Genomic DNA, 17,097 nt, shown 5'->3' with positions numbered 1-17,097 from the left:
CGTTCTGATGATCCGGTCGACGGCGAATGCGCTGCCGTACGGTCCGGTCGATTGGAGCATAGGCCCCAGACGCTGGCAAGGACGATCCGGAGAGCGCGCTGCCGTGCCTTGTGCCCCGGCTTTGTTGCGCACGTCGCGGGGTTTTTGGTGCAGTGCGCCAGCACGGCGAAGCATGTCGTCATGGCGGAGAAATTTCCTGAAACCACCTTCTCCCAGTACCCGACAGAGTTGCTACTGCACGGGCCGAACGAGAGTTGCCGATCATGGTTCAACGACCGGTACCCTGTAGGCATCAACAATGACATTCGGAGTGCGCATGTGGCAGCCGTGGAGAACGTCGAGCAGGGCGGTGCCGTGGTTGTTCGCATGCACGCTCTTGCTGGGAGGTTGCGCGCGCACGCCGCCCGAGGAACGCCTTCGTGAAGCTATCGGGGAGGCGCAGGCGGCCATCGAGGAGCGGAACGTTTCGGCGCTTGACGACACGCTGGCCGAGGACTTCATCGGTCCTGATGGCCTCGGCCGGAGCGGCGCTCGCCGCATGGCGCAGGCGATTTTCCTGCGCTACCGCGATGTCGGGCTGACGCTTGGGCCACTGGATGTCGAGGTACGGGAGCAGCACGCGACCGTGCGCTTCACCGCTGCGCTGACCGGCGGGTCCGGAATGCTTCCGGATAGCGGACAGGTTTACGACGTCGAAACCGGATGGCGGCTCGATGATGATGGCGACTTGGAACTGGTGAATGCCAACTGGCAGCCACGGCTGTAAGCAGCCCGTGCCGACAAAAAAAGCGGCCAGGCGGCCGCTTTTTTTGCAGGGTGAGAAAATTCAGGCCGCCTTTTTCGCAGCAAGTTGCCGAAGCACGTAATGCAGGATGCCGCCATGCCGGAAGTATTCGACTTCCTTCGGCGTCAGCAGCAACACCTTCACTTCGAACTTCAGCTCGCGGCCATCGGGCTTGCGTGCCGTTACGACCGCCGTCTTCGATGCGCCGTCGCTGAGTCCGGTGATGTCGATCGTTTCCGAACCCTCGAGCCCGAGTGCCAGTGCGTTCTGTCCTTCGGTGAAGGCGAGGGGAAGCACGCCCATTCCGACCAGGTTGGAGCGGTGGATGCGCTCGAAACTCTCGGCGATCACCGCTTTCACACCGAGCAGGTTGGTGCCCTTGGCTGCCCAGTCACGCGACGAACCCGTCCCGTATTCCTTGCCGGCAAACACTACCAGCGGCACGCCCTCCGCCTTGTAGCGCACGGCGGCGTCGTAGATCGACATCTTCTCGGTCGCGCCGTGCGGGCCGTGATAGATCGTGTTGCCGCCCTCCTCGCCGCCAAGCATCAGGTTCTTGATGCGGATGTTGGCGAACGTGCCACGCACCATCACATCATCGTTGCCGCGGCGCGAGCCGTAGCTGTTGAAGTCCGCCGGTTGCACGCCGCGCTCAATGAGAAAGCGACCCGCCGGGGAATCCTTCTTGATGTTGCCGGCCGGCGAGATATGGTCAGTGGTGATCGAGTCGCCGAAGATGCCCATTACGCGAGCTCCATGCACGTCGTTGATGGTGCCGACCTGCATGCTCATGCCGTCAAAGTAGGGCGGGTTCTTGATATAGGTCGAAGATGCGTCCCACTGGAAGGACTCGCCTTCGGGCGATGCGATCTGGTTCCAGCGTGAATCGCCCTTGAAGACGTCCGCGTAATTCTGTGCGAACAGTTCCGGACCGACCGTTGCCGAAATCATGTCGCCGATTTCCTTGTTGGTCGGCCAGATGTCGCGCAGGTAGACGTCCTTGCCGTCTGGCGTGTGGCCGACGGGCTCGGTGGTGAGGTCGACATCGACCGTGCCGGCCAGCGCATACGCCACCACCAGCGGCGGCGAAGCGAGGTAGTTCATCTTCACTTCGGGATGCACGCGTCCCTCGAAGTTGCGGTTGCCCGAAAGCACCGACGCGACCACCAGTTCGTGTTCGGCGATGCCTTTCGATACCTCGTCCGGCAATGGGCCGGAATTGCCGATGCAGGTCGTGCAGCCATAGCCGACCACGTAGAAGCCGAGCTTCTCCAGGTCCTGGAGCACGCCGGCTTTCTTCAGATAGTCGGTGACGACGAGCGAGCCTGGGCCAAGCGATGTCTTCACCCACGGCTTCGCCTTCAGTCCGAGTTTCACGGCATTGCGCGCAAGCAGGCCGGCGCCAAGCATCACCGCCGGATTCGACGTGTTGGTGCAGGAAGTGATCGCCGCGATCACCACCGAACCATCGGTGAGCTCGCAGTTCTGGTCCTGGATGCGGATCCTGGATTTTGGCTTCGCGGCCAGATGGTCTGCCTGCGGCTGGTCGCCACCTTCGCCGTCGAGCCGCGTGATCGTCTGCAAGGTGGGCTTGCGGTTTGCGGTCAGGCCTTCGAGATTGGCGTGATAGTTGTCCTTCACCTTCTCCAGCAGCACGCGATCCTGCGGACGCTTGGGGCCGGCCAGCGACGGCTTCACGTCGCCGAGATCGAGTTCCAGCGTCGCGGAGTAGGTCGCGTGCGGTGAATCCGGTTCATGCCAGAGGCCCTGCGCTTTCGCGTACGCCTCGACGAGTGCGATCTGTTCCGTGCTGCGGCCCGACAGGCGCAGGTAGGTCAATGCTTCGGCATCGATCGGAAAAATGCCGCAGGTCGCGCCGTATTCGGGCGCCATGTTGGCGATCGTCGCGCGGTCTGCGAGTGGCAGGTGCTGCAGGCCGTCGCCATGGAACTCGACGAATTTCCCGACTACGCCGAGTGCGCGCAGCATCTGCGTGACCGTGAGCACGAGGTCGGTCGCGGTCGTGCCTTCCGGCAGCCTGCCGGTCAGCTTGAAGCCGACCACCTGCGGGATCAGCATCGACGACGGCTGGCCCAGCATCGCAGCTTCGGCTTCGATGCCTCCGACGCCCCAGCCGAGCACGCCGATGCCGTTGATCATCGTGGTATGCGAATCGGTGCCGAATACGGTGTCCGGGAACGCGTACAACACGTTGGCGCCGCCTTCCGAAGCCACTTCGCGCTCCATCACCACGCGCGCCAGGTTCTCGAGGTTCACCTGGTGCACGATGCCGGTGTTCGGCGGCACGACCTTGAAGTTCTGCAGCGCCTTCTGGCCCCAGCGGAGGAAGCTGTAGCGCTCCTTGTTGCGTTCGAACTCGATCTTGCCGTTGAGTTCCAGCGCGTCGGCACGGCCGAACACATCGACTTGCACCGAATGGTCGATGACCAGTTCGGAAGGAATCAGCGGATTGATCTGCTTCGGACTGCCGCCGAGCCTGGTCACCGCGTCCCGCATCGCCGCCAGGTCGACTACGCATGGCACGCCGGTGAAATCCTGCAGCACCACGCGCGCCGGCATGAAGGCGATCTCGGTGTCCGGTTCCTGCTTTGCATCCCACTGCGCGACGGCCTCGATGTGGTCCTTGCCGACCGTCATGCCGCCGTCTTCGTGGCGCAGCAGGTTCTCGAGCAGGATCTTCATCGAGTAGGGCAGCTTCGACAGGTCGAAGCGCTTCCCGAGCTCGGGCAGGCTGAAGTAGGTGTAGGACTTGCCGTTTACCGCGAGCTGGGCGCGGGTGGCGAAGGAGTCGAACGACATGTGGAGCTCCTTGATGTGTGCGGCGGGCGAGGTGGGGGCCTCGGATGGCGGGCACGCCAGCCGCAGGACGGAGCCGTACGGCGGGACGCGTCGATTATGAACAAGTCGGGGCGATCCCGGCGCGTACCCAGACCAAAGCAGCAGATGCACCGTTTCAGAAGGCGCCCAAAGCCCGCGCAGACTGGGAGTTTGCCGGATCTGGCGTGTCGTCTGCCCGCTCGGAATAGTTCCGCATCCTTGAGTATGAAACTAGCAGTATGTAAAATTCGTGCATACCGAACCGGAGCCACCCATGGAAGCGACCGTCGCCGAACGTGGCCAGATCACCCTGCCCAAGGCCGTGCGCGACGCCCTGGGCCTGACCAAGGGCACGCTCCTGAAGGTCGAACTGGAAGGCAACCGGATCGTCCTGCGCAAGAGCGTGGACGACGCGGTGTCCAAGGCCCGCGGCCGCTTCAGGCTCGACGGCTTCGAATCCACCGACCAGGCGATGCGCGCGATCCGTGCACCGGGCGAATCCGGTGACGACGCGTGAGCGCGACCATCGCGATCGACTCGTCGGTCCTGATCGACCTGCTCGCCAATGGCCCGCAGGCGGACGCCGCGGAGGCCTGCCTGCGCCAGTCCCTGAGCAACGGCCCGGTAGTGATCTGCGACATCGCACTCGCCGAAGTCTGCAGCGCGTTGCACGACGGCGCCGAGGCGCTGACCGTGCTCGAGGAAATGAGCATCCGCTTCAGTCCGATCGAATCCAAGTCCGCATTGCGTGCCGGCGAGATGCAGCGCCGCTATCGGCAGCGGGGCGGGGCGCAGGTACGCGCGGTTCCCGACTTCCTCGTCGGTGCGCATGCACTGCTGCAATGCGACGGACTCATAACCCGCGACGACGCTTTCTATAAACAGTATTTCAAGGGACTCAAGCTGATCGTTCCAACCGCTTGATGCGCCCCGGTTTCAGCCAGTAAACCTTAGTCAGTAGCCCCTTCAATACGCCTGGAGTTTCCTCATGCTTGATGCATACCGCCAACACGTCGCCGAGCGCGCCGCCCTGGGCATTCCGCCCCTGCCGCTGACCGCGCAGCAGACCGCCGACGTGATCGAACTGCTGAAGAATCCTCCGGCGGGCGAGGAACAGTTCCTGCTCGATCTGATTACCAACCGCGTTCCAGCCGGCGTGGACGACGCCGCGAAGGTCAAGGCGTCCTATCTCGCCGCCATCGCTTTCGGTACCGAGAAGAACGTGCTGATTCCGCGCACGCGCGCCACCGAACTGCTGGGCACGATGCTCGGCGGCTACAACATCCATCCGCTGGTCGAGCTGCTCGACGATGCCGAAGTCGGCACTGTCGCCGCCAACGCGCTCAAGCACACGCTGCTGATGTTCGACGCCTTCCATGACGTGCAGGAAAAGGCGCAGCAGGGCAACGCGAACGCGAAGGCCGTGCTGCAGAGCTGGGCCGACGCCGAGTGGTTCACCAGCAAGCCGGAAGTGCCCGAGTCGCTGACGATCACCGTCTTCAAGGTGACCGGCGAAACCAACACCGACGACCTGTCGCCCGCGCCGGACGCGACCACGCGCCCGGACATCCCGCTGCACGCGCTGGCGATGCTGAAGAACGCCCGCGACGGGATCACGCCGGAAGAAGACGGCAAGCGCGGTCCGGTGAAGTTCATCGAATCGCTGAAGGCCAAGGGTCATCTCGTTGCCTATGTCGGTGACGTCGTCGGCACCGGTTCGAGCCGCAAGTCCGCGACCAACTCGGTGCTGTGGTTCACCGGCCAGGACATCCCTTTCATCCCGAACAAACGCTTCGGTGGCGTGTGCCTGGGCTCGAAGATCGCCCCGATCTTCTACAACACGATGGAAGACGCCGGCGCACTGCCGATCGAGCTCGACGTCTCGCAGATGAACATGGGCGACGTGGTCGAGCTGCGTCCGTACGAAGGCAAGGCACTCAAGAATGGCGAAGTGATCGCCGAATTCGCGGTGAAGTCGGACGTGCTGTTCGATGAAGTGCGCGCCGGTGGCCGCATTCCGCTGATCGTCGGCCGCGGCCTCACCACCAAGGCGCGCGAAGCGTTGGGCCTGCCGGCGTCGACGCTGTTCCGCCTGCCGCAGAACCCGGCCGATACCGGCAAGGGTTATTCGCTTGCGCAGAAGATGGTCGGCCGCGCGTGCGGCCTGCCGGAAGGAAAGGGCATTCGCCCGGGCACGTATTGCGAACCGAAAATGATGTCGGTGGGGTCGCAGGACACCACCGGCCCGATGACGCGGGATGAGCTGAAGGACCTGGCGTGCCTCGGTTTCTCCGCCGACCTCGTCATGCAGTCGTTCTGCCACACCGCGGCGTATCCGAAGCCGGTCGACGTTAAAACACACCACGAGCTGCCGGCCTTCATCAGCAACCGCGGCGGCATCGCGCTGCGTCCGGGCGACGGCGTGATCCACAGCTGGCTCAACCGAATGCTGATGCCCGACACCGTCGGCACCGGCGGCGACTCGCATACGCGCTTCCCGGTAGGTATTTCGTTCCCGGCGGGCTCGGGTCTCGTGGCCTTCGCAGCCGCGACCGGCGTGATGCCGCTGGACATGCCCGAATCGGTGCTCGTCCGCTTCAAGGGCGAAATGCAGCCGGGCGTGACCCTGCGTGACCTCGTCAACGCGATCCCGCTGGCCGCGATCAAGTCGGGCCTGCTGACCGTCGCCAAGCAGGGCAAGAAGAACATCTTCTCCGGCCGCATCCTCGAGATCGAAGGCCTGCCGCAGCTGAAGGTGGAACAGGCATTCGAACTGTCCGATGCCTCGGCCGAGCGTTCGGCGGCAGGTTGCACGGTGAAGCTCGACAAGGAACCGATCATCGAATACCTCAACAGCAACATCACGCTGCTGAAGTGGATGATCGCCGAAGGCTACGCGGACGCACGTTCGCTCCAGCGCCGCATCAAGGCGATGGAAGGTTGGCTCGCGAATCCGCAATTGCTCGAAGGCGATGCGGATGCCGAATACGCCGCGGTCATCGAGATCGATCTCAACCAGATCGTCGAGCCGATCGTCGCCTGCCCGAACGACCCGGACGACGTGAAGACGCTGTCCGACGTCGCCGGGGCCAAGATCGACGAAGTCTTCATCGGCTCGTGCATGACCAACATCGGCCATTTCCGCGCCGCCGCGAAGCTGCTGGAAGGCAAGCGCGACATTCCCACCCGCCTGTGGGTGGCGCCGCCGACCAAGATGGATGCGTCGGAACTGACGAAGGAAGGGCACTACGGCACCTTCGGCACCGCAGGAGCGCGCATGGAAATGCCGGGCTGCTCGCTGTGCATGGGCAACCAGGCGCAGGCGCGCGAGGGCGCGACGGTGTTCTCGACTTCGACGCGCAACTTCCCGAACCGCCTGGGCCGCAACACCAACGTGTACCTGGGTTCGGCGGAACTGGCCGCGATCTGCTCACGGCTGGGCCGCATCCCGACGCGCGAGGAGTACATGGCGGACATCGGCGTGCTCAACAACGAGGGCGCCGAGATCTACCGCTACATGAACTTCGACCAGATCGAGGAATATCGCGAAGTGGCAGAGAAAGTGGTTGCGGCGTAAGGCGCGGCTCGAAAAATAGCCCCGGTTCGCCGGGGCTTTTTTTTGTTTGGGCAGTCATTCCAATTATTGGACTTACGGTCTTGTCGCTGTCGCTGTCGCTGTCGCTGTCGCTGTCGCTGTCGCTGTCGCTGTCGCTGTCGCTTTGCTGTTTTATCGCCTTTGCTTTTGCTCGTCATTCCCGCGAAAGCGGGAATCCAGCGACTTTGTTTTTGCTATTGCAGAAATCTCAAGCAAGAACAAAGGCCAAGTCACTGGATTCCCGCTTTCGCGGGAATGACGAGCAAGGGCAACATCAATTGCAGAAACAGAGTCACAGGGCAGGAAAACAACGGCGCAGCCTTCCCAACAGAACTACGCCAACAACTCCTCCACCGCTTCCCCCATCGCCTTCTTGCGCAACAGAAAATCCCACAAGCTGCCGCCCAGCTGTCGCCATAGCACCGCCGAACGCACCGCCGACAACAACACGGCCCGGACTTCGGCAACCACGGGTGCCTGGCCGAGATAGTGCGGGTTCCCCTGCACCAGCACGCGCGGCCGCAGGTGGCTCAGGGTATCGGCGTAGAGCGCGCCGAGCGCATTGAGCACGTCCGGATGAGAGCTGCCCAGCCGCTGGGCCGCATCGCTCTGGGCGCGGATGCCGTCCACGACGCGCGCGACCATGTCGTCATCGCGCACGAAGCGACGTTCCAGCTGGATGACCGCCAGTGCAAGCCGTGGAAGCTGTTCGTCGGGCATCGCGCCGCTGAAGTAGTCGCGCAGCAGCATCAATCCCGTGCGCAGCGCATGCGTGCCGCCGTAGACCTCAGCGGTGGTGCCCGCGTCGATGAGGAACACCGAATCGAGCGCCGTGGTGACCACGTCCGCATGCGCCTGCCCCGTGTCAGCGATGCGGCGCACTTGCGCGAGCGCTTGCATCAGCCCGGCGAGGGCGAGCATGCGATCGGAAAACGGATTGAAGCGGTCGGCTTCGGTCATGCGGCATGTTCCTTGATTCTCTGTTCCAGCACGGCGTCGGTGGCGGCGATCACGGCGCCTCCGAGGCACACATCGCCGTCGTACAACACCAGGGATTGCCCCGGCGTGACTGCGCGTTGCGGATCGGCGAAACGGACTTCCAGGGTTCCGTCGCTACTGACGATGACTTCGCAGGTCTGGTCGGGCTGCCGATAGCGCGTCTGGGCGTTGCACCGGAAACGGGAAGCGGGTGGCGCACCGGCAATCCAGTGCGCGCCTTCGGACCACAGAGTCCTGGAGTGCAGGAACGGGCTGTCGACGCCCTGGTCCACGTACAGCACGTTGTTCGCCACGTCCTTGCCGACGACGTACCAGGGAGCGGGTTCGAAACCGCGTACGCCGCCGATGTTCAGGCCTTCGCGCTGGCCGAGGGTGAAATAGAACACGCCCGGATGTTCGCCTAGCACATGGCCAGCAGGCGTGCGCATTTCGCCGGCACGCGCGGGCAGATAGCGAGCAAGGAAATCGCGGAAATCACGTTCGCCGATGAAGCAGATGCCCGTGGAGTCCTTCTTTGCATGCGTCGGCAATCCCGCATCGCGCGCCATGTCGCGTACGTCGGCCTTGATCAGCTCGCCGAGCGGAAACTTCGTCGCCGAGAGCTGCTTCTGCCCGAGCTGATGCAGGAAGTAACTCTGGTCCTTGCTGCGGTCCGCGGCCTTGAGCAACCGGAACTGCCCGTCAATTTCCGCGACGCGCGCGTAATGCCCGGTGGCGATGAATTCCGCACCGAGCTCGTATGCCGCATCGAGGAAATATTTGAACTTGATCTCGCGATTGCACAGCACGTCCGGATTCGGCGTGCGGCCGGCCGCGTACTCCGCGAGAAAATGGGCGAATACGCCGTCCCAGTATTCCTTCGAAAAATCACGGAAGTGGATGGGCATGCCCAATCGCCCGCACACGGCAACGGCATCGCGGCGGTCGTCTTCCGCTCGGCAGTCGCCGCTGCCGTCGTCGGCCCAGTTCTGCATGAACAGACCAGCGATCGGCTCGCCCGCGTCGCGCAGGCGCAGCGCGGCGACAGACGAATCCACGCCACCTGACATGCCGATGATGGTGCGCACGGCGTTCATCACAACTGTTGCAGCAGTTCCAGTGGCTGGCGGCGTCCGGCGAGGAAGTCGGACGCACTACGCCATACAAGGGGGCTACGGTGGCGCGCGGCTTCGGCCTGCAACTCGCCCGGTGTCAGCCACAACGCGCGCGTGATGCCTTCGTCCAGCTTGCGCTCGGGATGGTGGGTCAACGGCTCGGCAGCGAAAGCAAAGCGAAGGTAATGGCGGCCGGTCTCGGACGCCTTCCATTGGTAGGCCCCGACAAACGCGGTCAACCGCACGTCCCAGCCGGTTTCCTCCAGTGTCTCGCGCAGGGCGGCCTCGACCAGGCTCTCGTCCGGCTCGAGGTGCCCTGCGGGCTGGTTCAGCACCAGGCGGCCACCGGCGTGCTCCTCGACCATGAGGAGGCGACCGTCGCTCACGACTATCGTCGCGACGGTCACGTCCGGTTGCCAGAAACGCCCTTCGCGGTAAGTCATCGGAACACGCCTGGAAGTGAAACCTTTGAGAGCGGACCCGCCGGAAGCGAGTCTGCATAAAGCGGACCCGTAGGGAGAGGGCTCTCCCGCACGGTGTCCATCAGAACTCGTCCTTGCCGGGACTGAGTTCCTGTTCCATTTCGTCGGCCGAACGCAGCGCGGCTTCGACGGCGTCGTCGAGTTCGCTGGCGCTCGCATCGGCGGCAAGCTTCACCACGAAAACCGCGTAGCGGCCCTGCTTGGACCATGCGCCAAGCTTGCTCTCCTGGGTGGCCTCGAGCAGGCGCGTGGCGACCTTCGCCGGGAATTCATCGGTGGCCGACAGATAGGCCGGCGACCAGATCTCGCGGATCCGGTGCGCCCCGTATGTCTCCACGGGCGATCGCACGAAGACCAGCTGGCTTCGGCCGTCTTCTTCCTCGTCCATGCCGAAGGTCAGGCGGTAGTCACCCTCCTCATCGACGTCGTACCTGTACTTGAGTTCGTCCAGCAGCTCGCGGACGGCGGGGTCGCCCTGCGGTTTTGCCGGAGCGGCGGGTTCGGCAGCGTTCGCGATGGATGAAGCAGTCAGAAACAAAAGCGTAGCGGCAAAAACGCGCATCCGGCCCCCGGGGTGATGAGTGCGCCCATTGTGCAAGGGGGCAACCGAAGCGTCCATCGAAGGCTCGACCGCGGGTTCCTTATAATTCGCCCATGACGAAACGCACCGATCAGGAACATAGCCACGGCGTGATGGTGGAAACCGGGAAGCCGGAAGTCGCCCGTCCGCCGCTGTATTCCGTCCTGCTGCTGAACGATGACTACACTCCGATGGATTTCGTGGTTGAGGTCCTGATGCGCTTTTTCTCGTTCAATGCGGAAAAAGCCACCCAGATCATGCTGCATGTCCATACCCGGGGCCGCGGCGTTTGCGGTGTCTTCACCCGCGAAGTTGCCGAATCCAAGGTGGCGCAGGTGAACGAATATTCAAGACTCAACCAACACCCCTTGCTCTGCACGATGGAAAAGGCCTAAAAGAATCTGGAAGGACGTTGTACTCAGCGAATGCACCAATGCATACGAAAGTGCCACGCAGTGTTCCGAACGCCTGAGGGGGCTGGCATGGAAAACGCCGGTTGCTGTCCCCAGATAGGGTTGCAGTAATTCCGGAGGCTATTGCCCCATGTTCAGTAAGGATCTCGAATACAGCATCGGCCAGTGCTACAAGCGCGCACGCGAAGCGCGCCATGAGTTCATGACGGTCGAGCACCTGCTGTTGTCGCTTCTCGACAATCCCTCCGCCGAAGCCGTATTGAAGGCGTGCCACGCCGATTTCCCGCGCCTGCGTACCGACCTGGAGCAGGCGATTTCCACGTCCGTGGCCAAGCTGGCCGAAGACGATGGCCGTGATACACAGCCCACGCTGGGCTTCCAGCGCGTGCTGCAGCGCGCGGTCTACCACGTACAGTCTTCGGGCAAGAAGGAAGTCACCGGCGCCAATGTCCTGGTGGCTATTTTTGGCGAGAAGGACTCGCACGCCGTCTATTTCCTGAACCAGCAGGACATCGCCCGGCTCGACGTCGTCAACTATCTCTCCCATGGCATCGCCAAGCACGGTGGCGAGGATTCGCCCTCGCACCAGGACGATGGCGAATCGCGCCAGGGCGAAGGTGGGGAAGGCGAGGTCAAGGGCGACGCGTTGGCCGAGTTCGCGGTGAACCTAAACCAGATGGCGCGTGAGGGCCGGATTGACCCGCTGGTGGGACGAGTAAACGAGGTGGAGCGCACCATCCAGGTGCTGTGCCGCCGTCGCAAGAACAATCCGCTGTACGTCGGCGAAGCCGGCGTGGGCAAGACCGCGATCGCCGAAGGCCTGGCCAAGCGCATCGTCGATGGCGACGTGCCGGAAGTGCTGGCCGACGCGACGATCTTCTCGCTCGACCTGGGCGCGCTCGTCGCCGGTACCAAGTACCGCGGTGATTTCGAAAAGCGTCTGAAGGCGGTCCTGGCGCAGCTGAAGAAGCTACCCGACACCATTCTGTTCATCGACGAGATCCACACGATCATCGGCGCCGGTTCCGCTTCGGGCGGCACCATGGACGCGAGCAACCTGATCAAGCCGGCACTGGCGTCGGGCGAGCTGCGCTGCATCGGCTCGACCACGTTCCAGGAATACCGCGGCATCTTCGAAAAGGACCGCGCGCTTGCACGACGCTTCCAGAAGATCGACATCGTCGAGCCGACGGTGGGCGAGACCGTGGAAATCCTGCAGGGCCTCAAGCCGAAGTACGAACAGCACCACGGTGTCACCTACGCCGACGATGCGCTACAGGCTGCCGTCGACCTGTCGGTGAAGCACCTGGGCGATCGCCTGCTGCCGGACAAGGCCATCGACGTGATGGACGAAGCCGGTGCCCGCCAGCGCCTGCTTCCGGACGACCAGCGGAAAGTGCTGATCGACACCGAGGAAATCGAAACCATCGTCGCGAAGATGGCGCGCATCCCGACCAAGCAGGTCAGCGCTTCGGACAAGGACGTGCTCAGGAACCTCGAGCGCAACCTGAAGATGGTGATCTTCGGCCAGGAGCCGGCGATCGATACGCTGACTTCCGCGATCAAGCTGGCCCGCTCGGGCCTGGCCAATCCGGACAAGCCGATCGGCAACTTCCTGTTCTCGGGTCCCACCGGCGTGGGCAAGACCGAAGTGACCAAGCAGCTTGCGCTGCAGTTGGGTATCGAGCTGGTGCGCTTCGACATGTCCGAATACATGGAGCCGCATTCGGTGTCTCGCCTGATCGGCGCGCCTCCGGGCTACGTCGGTTTCGACCAGGGCGGCCTACTGACCGAGAAGATCGTCAAGACGCCGCATTGCGTGCTGCTGCTGGACGAAGTCGAGAAGGCACATCCGGACATCTTCAACATCCTGTTGCAGGTCATGGACCGCGGCATCCTCACCGACACCAACGGCCGCGAAGCCAACTTCAAGAACGTGGTGCTGGTGATGACGACGAATGCCGGCGCGGCGCAGGCCTCGCGCCGCTCGATCGGTTTCACCAAGCAGGACCACTCCACGGATGCGATGGAAGTGATCCGCCGCAGCTTCAGCCCGGAATTCCGCAACCGCCTCGACGCGGTCGTGCAGTTCCAGGCGCTCGGCTTCGACCACATCCTGCGCGTGGTGGACAAGTTCCTGATCGAGCTGGAAGCCCAGCTGCATGAGAAGAACGTCACCGTGAGCGCGACGCCGACCGCCCGCGACTGGCTGGCCCAGCACGGCTTCGATCCGCTGATGGGCGCCCGTCCGATGGCGCGCGTGATCCAGGACAAGATCAAGCGGCCGCTGGCGGACGAACTGCTGTTCGGCAAGCTGGTGGGTGGTGGCCGGGTCACCATCGACGTCAAGGACGACGAGCTGGTGGTCGAATCCAGGCCCGAACCGGAGAAGCTGCTGCCGCTCACCGTGTAAACGCGAGCGGGCAGGGGATGCTCCAACGAAAAAGGCGGCCATTGGCCGCCTTTTTCATGCAATTAGCGCGATCACTTCATGCGATAGGTGATGCGACCCTTGGTCAGGTCGTACGGGGTCATTTCGACCTTCACCTTGTCACCGGTCAGGATGCGGATGTAGTTCTTGCGCATCCGCCCGGAGATGTGGGCAATGATCTCGTGGCCGTTCTCGAGTCGCACGCGGAACATGGTGTTCGGAAGGGTTTCCGCCACCGTGCCCTCGAATTCGATCACATCGTCTTTTGCCATGAAGTTTCCGGGTTGAACGTTTCAGAAGACGGGCGTCACGCGCCCGCGAAGCCGCGCATTCTGCCACAAACGGGGCGTGATGGGGTCGTGGGCGCAAGGCTCAGGCGGCACCGGCCGGTGCCAGTTCAGATGCAGCGACCGTGCCGAAGCGTTCGGTCCACGATCCAGCGGGCTCCGGCTCCGCGGTCAGTTCGGATACAGCCGCCAGGAAGCGATCGCGTGGCCGGGGTTCGGCGCCCAGCGACAGAAGGTGGTCGTTCTCGACCTGGGCATCCAGCAGCGGGAAACCCCATTCGAGCAGACGCTTCGCCAGTGCCGCCACGGCGACCTTCGAACCTCCGGACTCGGCGCTGTACATGCTTTCGCCGAAAAACATCTTCCCCACGGCTATGCCATACAGCCCGCCTATCAGACGGTCGCCCGAAAGCACCTCGATGGAGTGCGCGTGCCCGAGTTCGTGGAGTCGGTTGTAGGCCTGGATCATTCCGGAGGTGATCCAGGTGCCGGGTTGCCCTGTCCGCGGCGTGTGGGCGCAGGCAGCGATCACCCGGTCGAAGCAGGTGTCGGCCTGCACCGTCCAGTCGCATTGTCGCAGCGATCGACGGAAGCGCGAGGACAGATGCACGCCATCCGTGCGGAACACCGTGCGCGGGTCAGGGCACCACCACAGGATCGGCTGGCCATCCGAGTACCAGGGAAAGATCCCATGTCGATAGGCATTGAGCAGGCGTGCGGATGAGAGGTCACCACCCATCGCGAGCAGGCCGTCCGGTTGCCGCAGGGCCGTGTGTCCCGGCGGAAACGGTGCATTCGGATCGGAAGAGAGCGCCGGAAGATGGATCGACATGCCGCGATGATCACCCATCCGCATGCGCTGACAACAACCCGTGCTCAGGTTGCCTTGAATGGCGAGTGCGAGGTGAGCGTCGCCGCGTAACGCCGAACCGAATCGGCTTCCTGCGCGCACCATTCGCGGAGTGCCTCGCGGAAACCTTCATGCGCGACCCAATGCCGGCTGCGCACGAATGCAGGCAGGAAGCCGCGCGCCAGCTTGTGTTCGCCCTGGGCGCCCGGCTCGAAGCGGGTGAGCCCCTCGCGTAGGCAGTAGTCGATGCCCTGGTAGTAGCAGGTCTCGAAATGCAGGCCGGGAACCTGCTCGTATGCGCCCCAATAACGGCCATACAGCGTGCTGCCGCCGCGCAGGCACAACGCGCCCGCGACCGCCTCATCGCCGCGCAGGGCGAGCATCAGCACCAGCGATCGCGGAATCGCTGTTGCGAGGTGCTGGAAAAACGGAAGCGTCAGCGCCGGATGGTTCCCGTACTCGGCGAAGGTCTGCAGGTACAAGCCATGCATCGTCGCCAGATCGGATTCGCTGGCCTCGTCGCCGTGCACGATCCGGAAGCGGATGCCTTCCCGGGCGACCTTGGCGCGCTCCTGGCGGATGTTCTTGCGGTGTTTGTGGTCGAGTGCTGCCAGGAACCCGTCGAAGCTCGTCCAGCCAGCTTCATTGCACCAGTGATATTGCACGTCCATGCGCTCGAGCCATTGGGCATCGAACGTCATGGCTTCCCGTTCCGCATGGAAGTTGACGTGGACGGACGAGGCGCCTTCGCGTTCTGCCAGTCCCGTCATCGCCCGCGCGAGGGCTTGCCGGTGTGCATCGGACATCGACAGCAGGCGCGGGCCGGTTACGGGCGAGTAGGGGACCGCGAACAGCCATTTCGGGTAGTAGTCCAAGCCGGCCCGCGCATAGGCGTGCGCCCACGCATGGTCGAATACAAACTCGCCATGCGAGTTGTTCTTGCTGTAACCAGGGGCGGCGGCGACCAGTTGATCGCCTTCCCACAGAGTCAGGTGCCGCGGACTCCAGCCCCATTCCTCGCGCACGCAGCCATGCTCTTCGAGCCCGGCAAGAAAGGCATGCGCGATGAACGGATTGGTTCCATCGTGCAGCGCATCCCAGTGCGCCGCCGGAATTTCCTTCAATGAGCCGACAACGCGCGAAGTCGCCATATCAGTGGTCGGGCGGAAGGACAGGTGCGTTCGCGTTTTTGTGCCCGCGGCGGCAGCCGTTCATGGCGACAGTCCTGCCCAGCCATCCCATGGCCGGGCGCTCGCCACCGCAGCGATGCCGATAGGGCATCGACCAGGCGCGGTTACTCGCCCTTGTCCAGGAACTTCTCGGCATCCAGCGCCGCCATGCAGCCGAAGCCCGCGGAGGTGATGGCCTGGCGATAGACCTGGTCGGCGACGTCGCCTGCGGCGAACACGCCCGGAACATTGGTGGCGGTCGCTTCCCCACCCAACCCGGTCCGGATGGTGATGTAGCCGTTCTTCATGGCGAGCTGGCCTTCGAACAACGTCGTGTTCGGCGTGTGACCAATGGCGACGAAGAGGCCATGGATCGCGATGTCGCGCGTGGAGCCGTCCTGGACCGACTTCACGCGCAGACCCGTCACGCCCGCGTCGTTGCCGAGGACCTCATCGACGGTGTGGTGCCAGACGGGTTCGATCTTGCCTGCCTGAATCTTGGCCTGGAGCTTGTCCTGCATGATCTTCTCGGCGCGCAGCGTGTCACGTCGGTGCACGAGGTAGACCTTGCGGGCAATGTTGGAGAGGTACAGCGCTTCCTCGACCGCGGTGTTGCCGCCGCCGATCACCGCCACGTCCTGTTCCTTGTAGAAGAAGCCGTCGCAGGTGGCGCAGGCGGACACGCCGCGGCCCTTGAACAGTTCCTCCGATGGCAGGCCCAGGTACTTCGCCGTCGCACCGGTGGCAATGATCAGTGCGTCGCAGGTGTACTCGCCGCTGTCGCCGACCAGCTTGAACGGACGTCGGGACAGGTCGGCGGTGTGGATATGGTCGAAGACCGTTTCGGTATCGAAGCGTTCGGCATGCGCCTGCATGCGCGTCATCAGGTCCGGGCCCATCAGGCCATGCGCGTCGCCCGGCCAGTTGTCGACTTCGGTCGTCGTCATCAGCTGTCCGCCCATCTGCAGGCCGGTGATCACCACGGGTTTGAGGTTCGCGCGCGCCGCATAGACGGCGGCCGTCCAGCCCGCGGGACCGGAACCGAGAATGATCAGGCGGGAGTGCTTCGATGGGGTCATGGGCATGGATTACGCGTGCTGTTGGCGCACGAAGTGGCGCGGGAATGGAGGCAGGAGGCCTTCCGTGACCGCAATAGAGTGGCGTTCGCGTGCGGGCATTACAAGGCGAGGTTGCTGGACTGCAGTGTTGCGCGGGGCTTTGATCCGCTCGAACCACGGTACTTGAAAACAAGTATCGGAACCCGCCGAGCGAATCGGTCGGATGCATCTGTCGTTATCGGCACATGGCATGACACAAAAGTCGATTGTGTAGTTCCGACCCGGCGCGCTGCGGGAGCAGACCATCGCAGTCAAAGTGAAGCCCGCTCGCCAGCCGGCCTCGCGGCGCAGCTTCGGCAGCCGACAAGTTCCCCGGCCGGCAGAGCACGGCGCATCTCCGGATTAACGCGTCCCACTTCTTGCCTGTGCACTACGGTTATCAGGTCAGCCCCTACTCAAGGCCGAGCTACGCCATACTGCGGGCGCGGCCCGGTCCAAACGCTGTCATTTGACCGGG

General features: G+C 63.6%; 15 protein-coding genes. 6 read left to right on the top strand and 9 right to left on the bottom strand.

Going from position 1 to position 17,097, the window contains the following annotated elements; translation table 11 throughout:
• The first annotated feature begins 316 nt into the window (after positions 1–316).
• Entirely contained in the window at positions 317–766 is a 450-nt protein-coding gene (locus ASD14_RS07765) for a hypothetical protein (protein ID WP_082538867.1), read from the top strand.
• Between the two features lie 60 nt (positions 767–826).
• Here ASD14_RS07765 and acnA read toward each other — a convergent pair whose 3' ends face one another.
• Positions 827–3,604, bottom strand: coding sequence for an aconitate hydratase AcnA (gene acnA / locus ASD14_RS07760; RefSeq protein WP_056131283.1), 2,778 nt, complete (start codon positions 3,602–3,604; stop codon positions 827–829).
• A gap of 292 nt (positions 3,605–3,896) precedes the next feature.
• Here acnA and ASD14_RS07755 point away from each other — a divergent pair, with 292 nt between their 5' ends.
• The 3 genes from ASD14_RS07755 to acnB all read left to right on the top strand — a co-directional run bounded on the left by ASD14_RS07755 (position 3,897) and on the right by acnB (position 7,199).
• A complete protein-coding gene (locus tag ASD14_RS07755; protein ID WP_056131280.1) occupies positions 3,897–4,139 on the top strand; it encodes an AbrB/MazE/SpoVT family DNA-binding domain-containing protein in 243 nt (80 codons plus the stop codon).
• Positions 4,136–4,546 (top strand): type II toxin-antitoxin system VapC family toxin, encoded by a 411-nt coding sequence (locus ASD14_RS07750; protein ID WP_235565332.1) that lies wholly within the window; start codon positions 4,136–4,138, stop codon positions 4,544–4,546. The genes ASD14_RS07755 and ASD14_RS07750 overlap by 4 nt, the downstream gene beginning before the upstream one ends.
• A 64-nt stretch (positions 4,547–4,610) precedes the next feature.
• Positions 4,611–7,199, top strand: a complete 2,589-nt coding sequence (acnB, locus tag ASD14_RS07745) for a bifunctional aconitate hydratase 2/2-methylisocitrate dehydratase (protein ID WP_056131277.1) — start codon at positions 4,611–4,613, stop codon at positions 7,197–7,199.
• Between the two features lie 351 nt (positions 7,200–7,550).
• On the opposite strand, the gene ASD14_RS07740 is transcribed toward acnB, so the two are convergent.
• The 4 genes from ASD14_RS07740 to ASD14_RS07725 all read right to left on the bottom strand — a co-directional run bounded on the left by ASD14_RS07740 (position 7,551) and on the right by ASD14_RS07725 (position 10,354).
• Entirely contained in the window at positions 7,551–8,177 is a 627-nt protein-coding gene (locus ASD14_RS07740; protein ID WP_056131273.1) for a lysogenization regulator HflD, read from the bottom strand.
• Positions 8,174–9,292, bottom strand: a complete 1,119-nt coding sequence (gene mnmA / locus ASD14_RS07735) for a tRNA 2-thiouridine(34) synthase MnmA (RefSeq protein ID WP_056131270.1) — start codon at positions 9,290–9,292, stop codon at positions 8,174–8,176. Before mnmA ends, ASD14_RS07740 begins: the two co-directional genes overlap by 4 nt.
• Complete coding sequence (locus ASD14_RS07730; protein WP_056131268.1) at positions 9,292–9,753, bottom strand: NUDIX hydrolase; 462 nt, start codon at positions 9,751–9,753, stop codon at positions 9,292–9,294. The genes mnmA and ASD14_RS07730 overlap by 1 nt, the downstream gene beginning before the upstream one ends.
• 100 nt (positions 9,754–9,853) lie before the next feature.
• Complete coding sequence (locus ASD14_RS07725; RefSeq protein WP_056131266.1) at positions 9,854–10,354, bottom strand: hypothetical protein; 501 nt, start codon at positions 10,352–10,354, stop codon at positions 9,854–9,856.
• A gap of 92 nt (positions 10,355–10,446) precedes the next feature.
• On the opposite strand from ASD14_RS07725, the gene clpS reads away from it, so the two are divergent.
• Both clpS and clpA read left to right on the top strand, forming a co-directional pair.
• Positions 10,447–10,767 carry an ATP-dependent Clp protease adapter ClpS gene (gene clpS, locus ASD14_RS07720; protein ID WP_056131263.1) on the top strand — a complete coding sequence of 107 codons (321 nt, stop codon included), beginning with the start codon at positions 10,447–10,449 and terminating at the stop codon, positions 10,765–10,767.
• A gap of 148 nt (positions 10,768–10,915) precedes the next feature.
• A complete protein-coding gene (gene clpA, locus ASD14_RS07715) occupies positions 10,916–13,198 on the top strand; it encodes an ATP-dependent Clp protease ATP-binding subunit ClpA (RefSeq protein WP_056131260.1) in 2,283 nt (760 codons plus the stop codon).
• A 71-nt stretch (positions 13,199–13,269) separates the two neighbouring features.
• Here the strand turns inward: clpA and infA are convergent, their stop codons facing one another.
• The 4 genes from infA to trxB form a co-directional block, all read right to left on the bottom strand.
• A complete protein-coding gene (infA, locus tag ASD14_RS07710) occupies positions 13,270–13,488 on the bottom strand; it encodes a translation initiation factor IF-1 (RefSeq protein WP_031372296.1) in 219 nt (72 codons plus the stop codon).
• Positions 13,489–13,588: 100 nt separating this feature from the next.
• Entirely contained in the window at positions 13,589–14,335 is a 747-nt protein-coding gene (gene aat / locus ASD14_RS07705) for a leucyl/phenylalanyl-tRNA--protein transferase (protein WP_056132304.1), read from the bottom strand.
• A gap of 44 nt (positions 14,336–14,379) precedes the next feature.
• Positions 14,380–15,504, bottom strand: a complete 1,125-nt coding sequence (locus ASD14_RS07700; RefSeq protein ID WP_056131255.1) for a GNAT family N-acetyltransferase — start codon at positions 15,502–15,504, stop codon at positions 14,380–14,382.
• Positions 15,505–15,647: 143 nt separating this feature from the next.
• Positions 15,648–16,601, bottom strand: a complete 954-nt coding sequence (gene trxB, locus ASD14_RS07695) for a thioredoxin-disulfide reductase (RefSeq protein ID WP_056131252.1) — start codon at positions 16,599–16,601, stop codon at positions 15,648–15,650.
• Positions 16,602–17,097 lie beyond the last annotated feature (496 nt).

It is taken from the genome of Lysobacter sp. Root494 (assembly GCF_001427225.1).
Lineage (GTDB): Bacteria > Pseudomonadota > Gammaproteobacteria > Xanthomonadales > Xanthomonadaceae > Agrilutibacter.
Note: the sequence above shows the minus strand (reverse complement) of the source record. Positions and strands in the feature narration are given on the sequence as shown.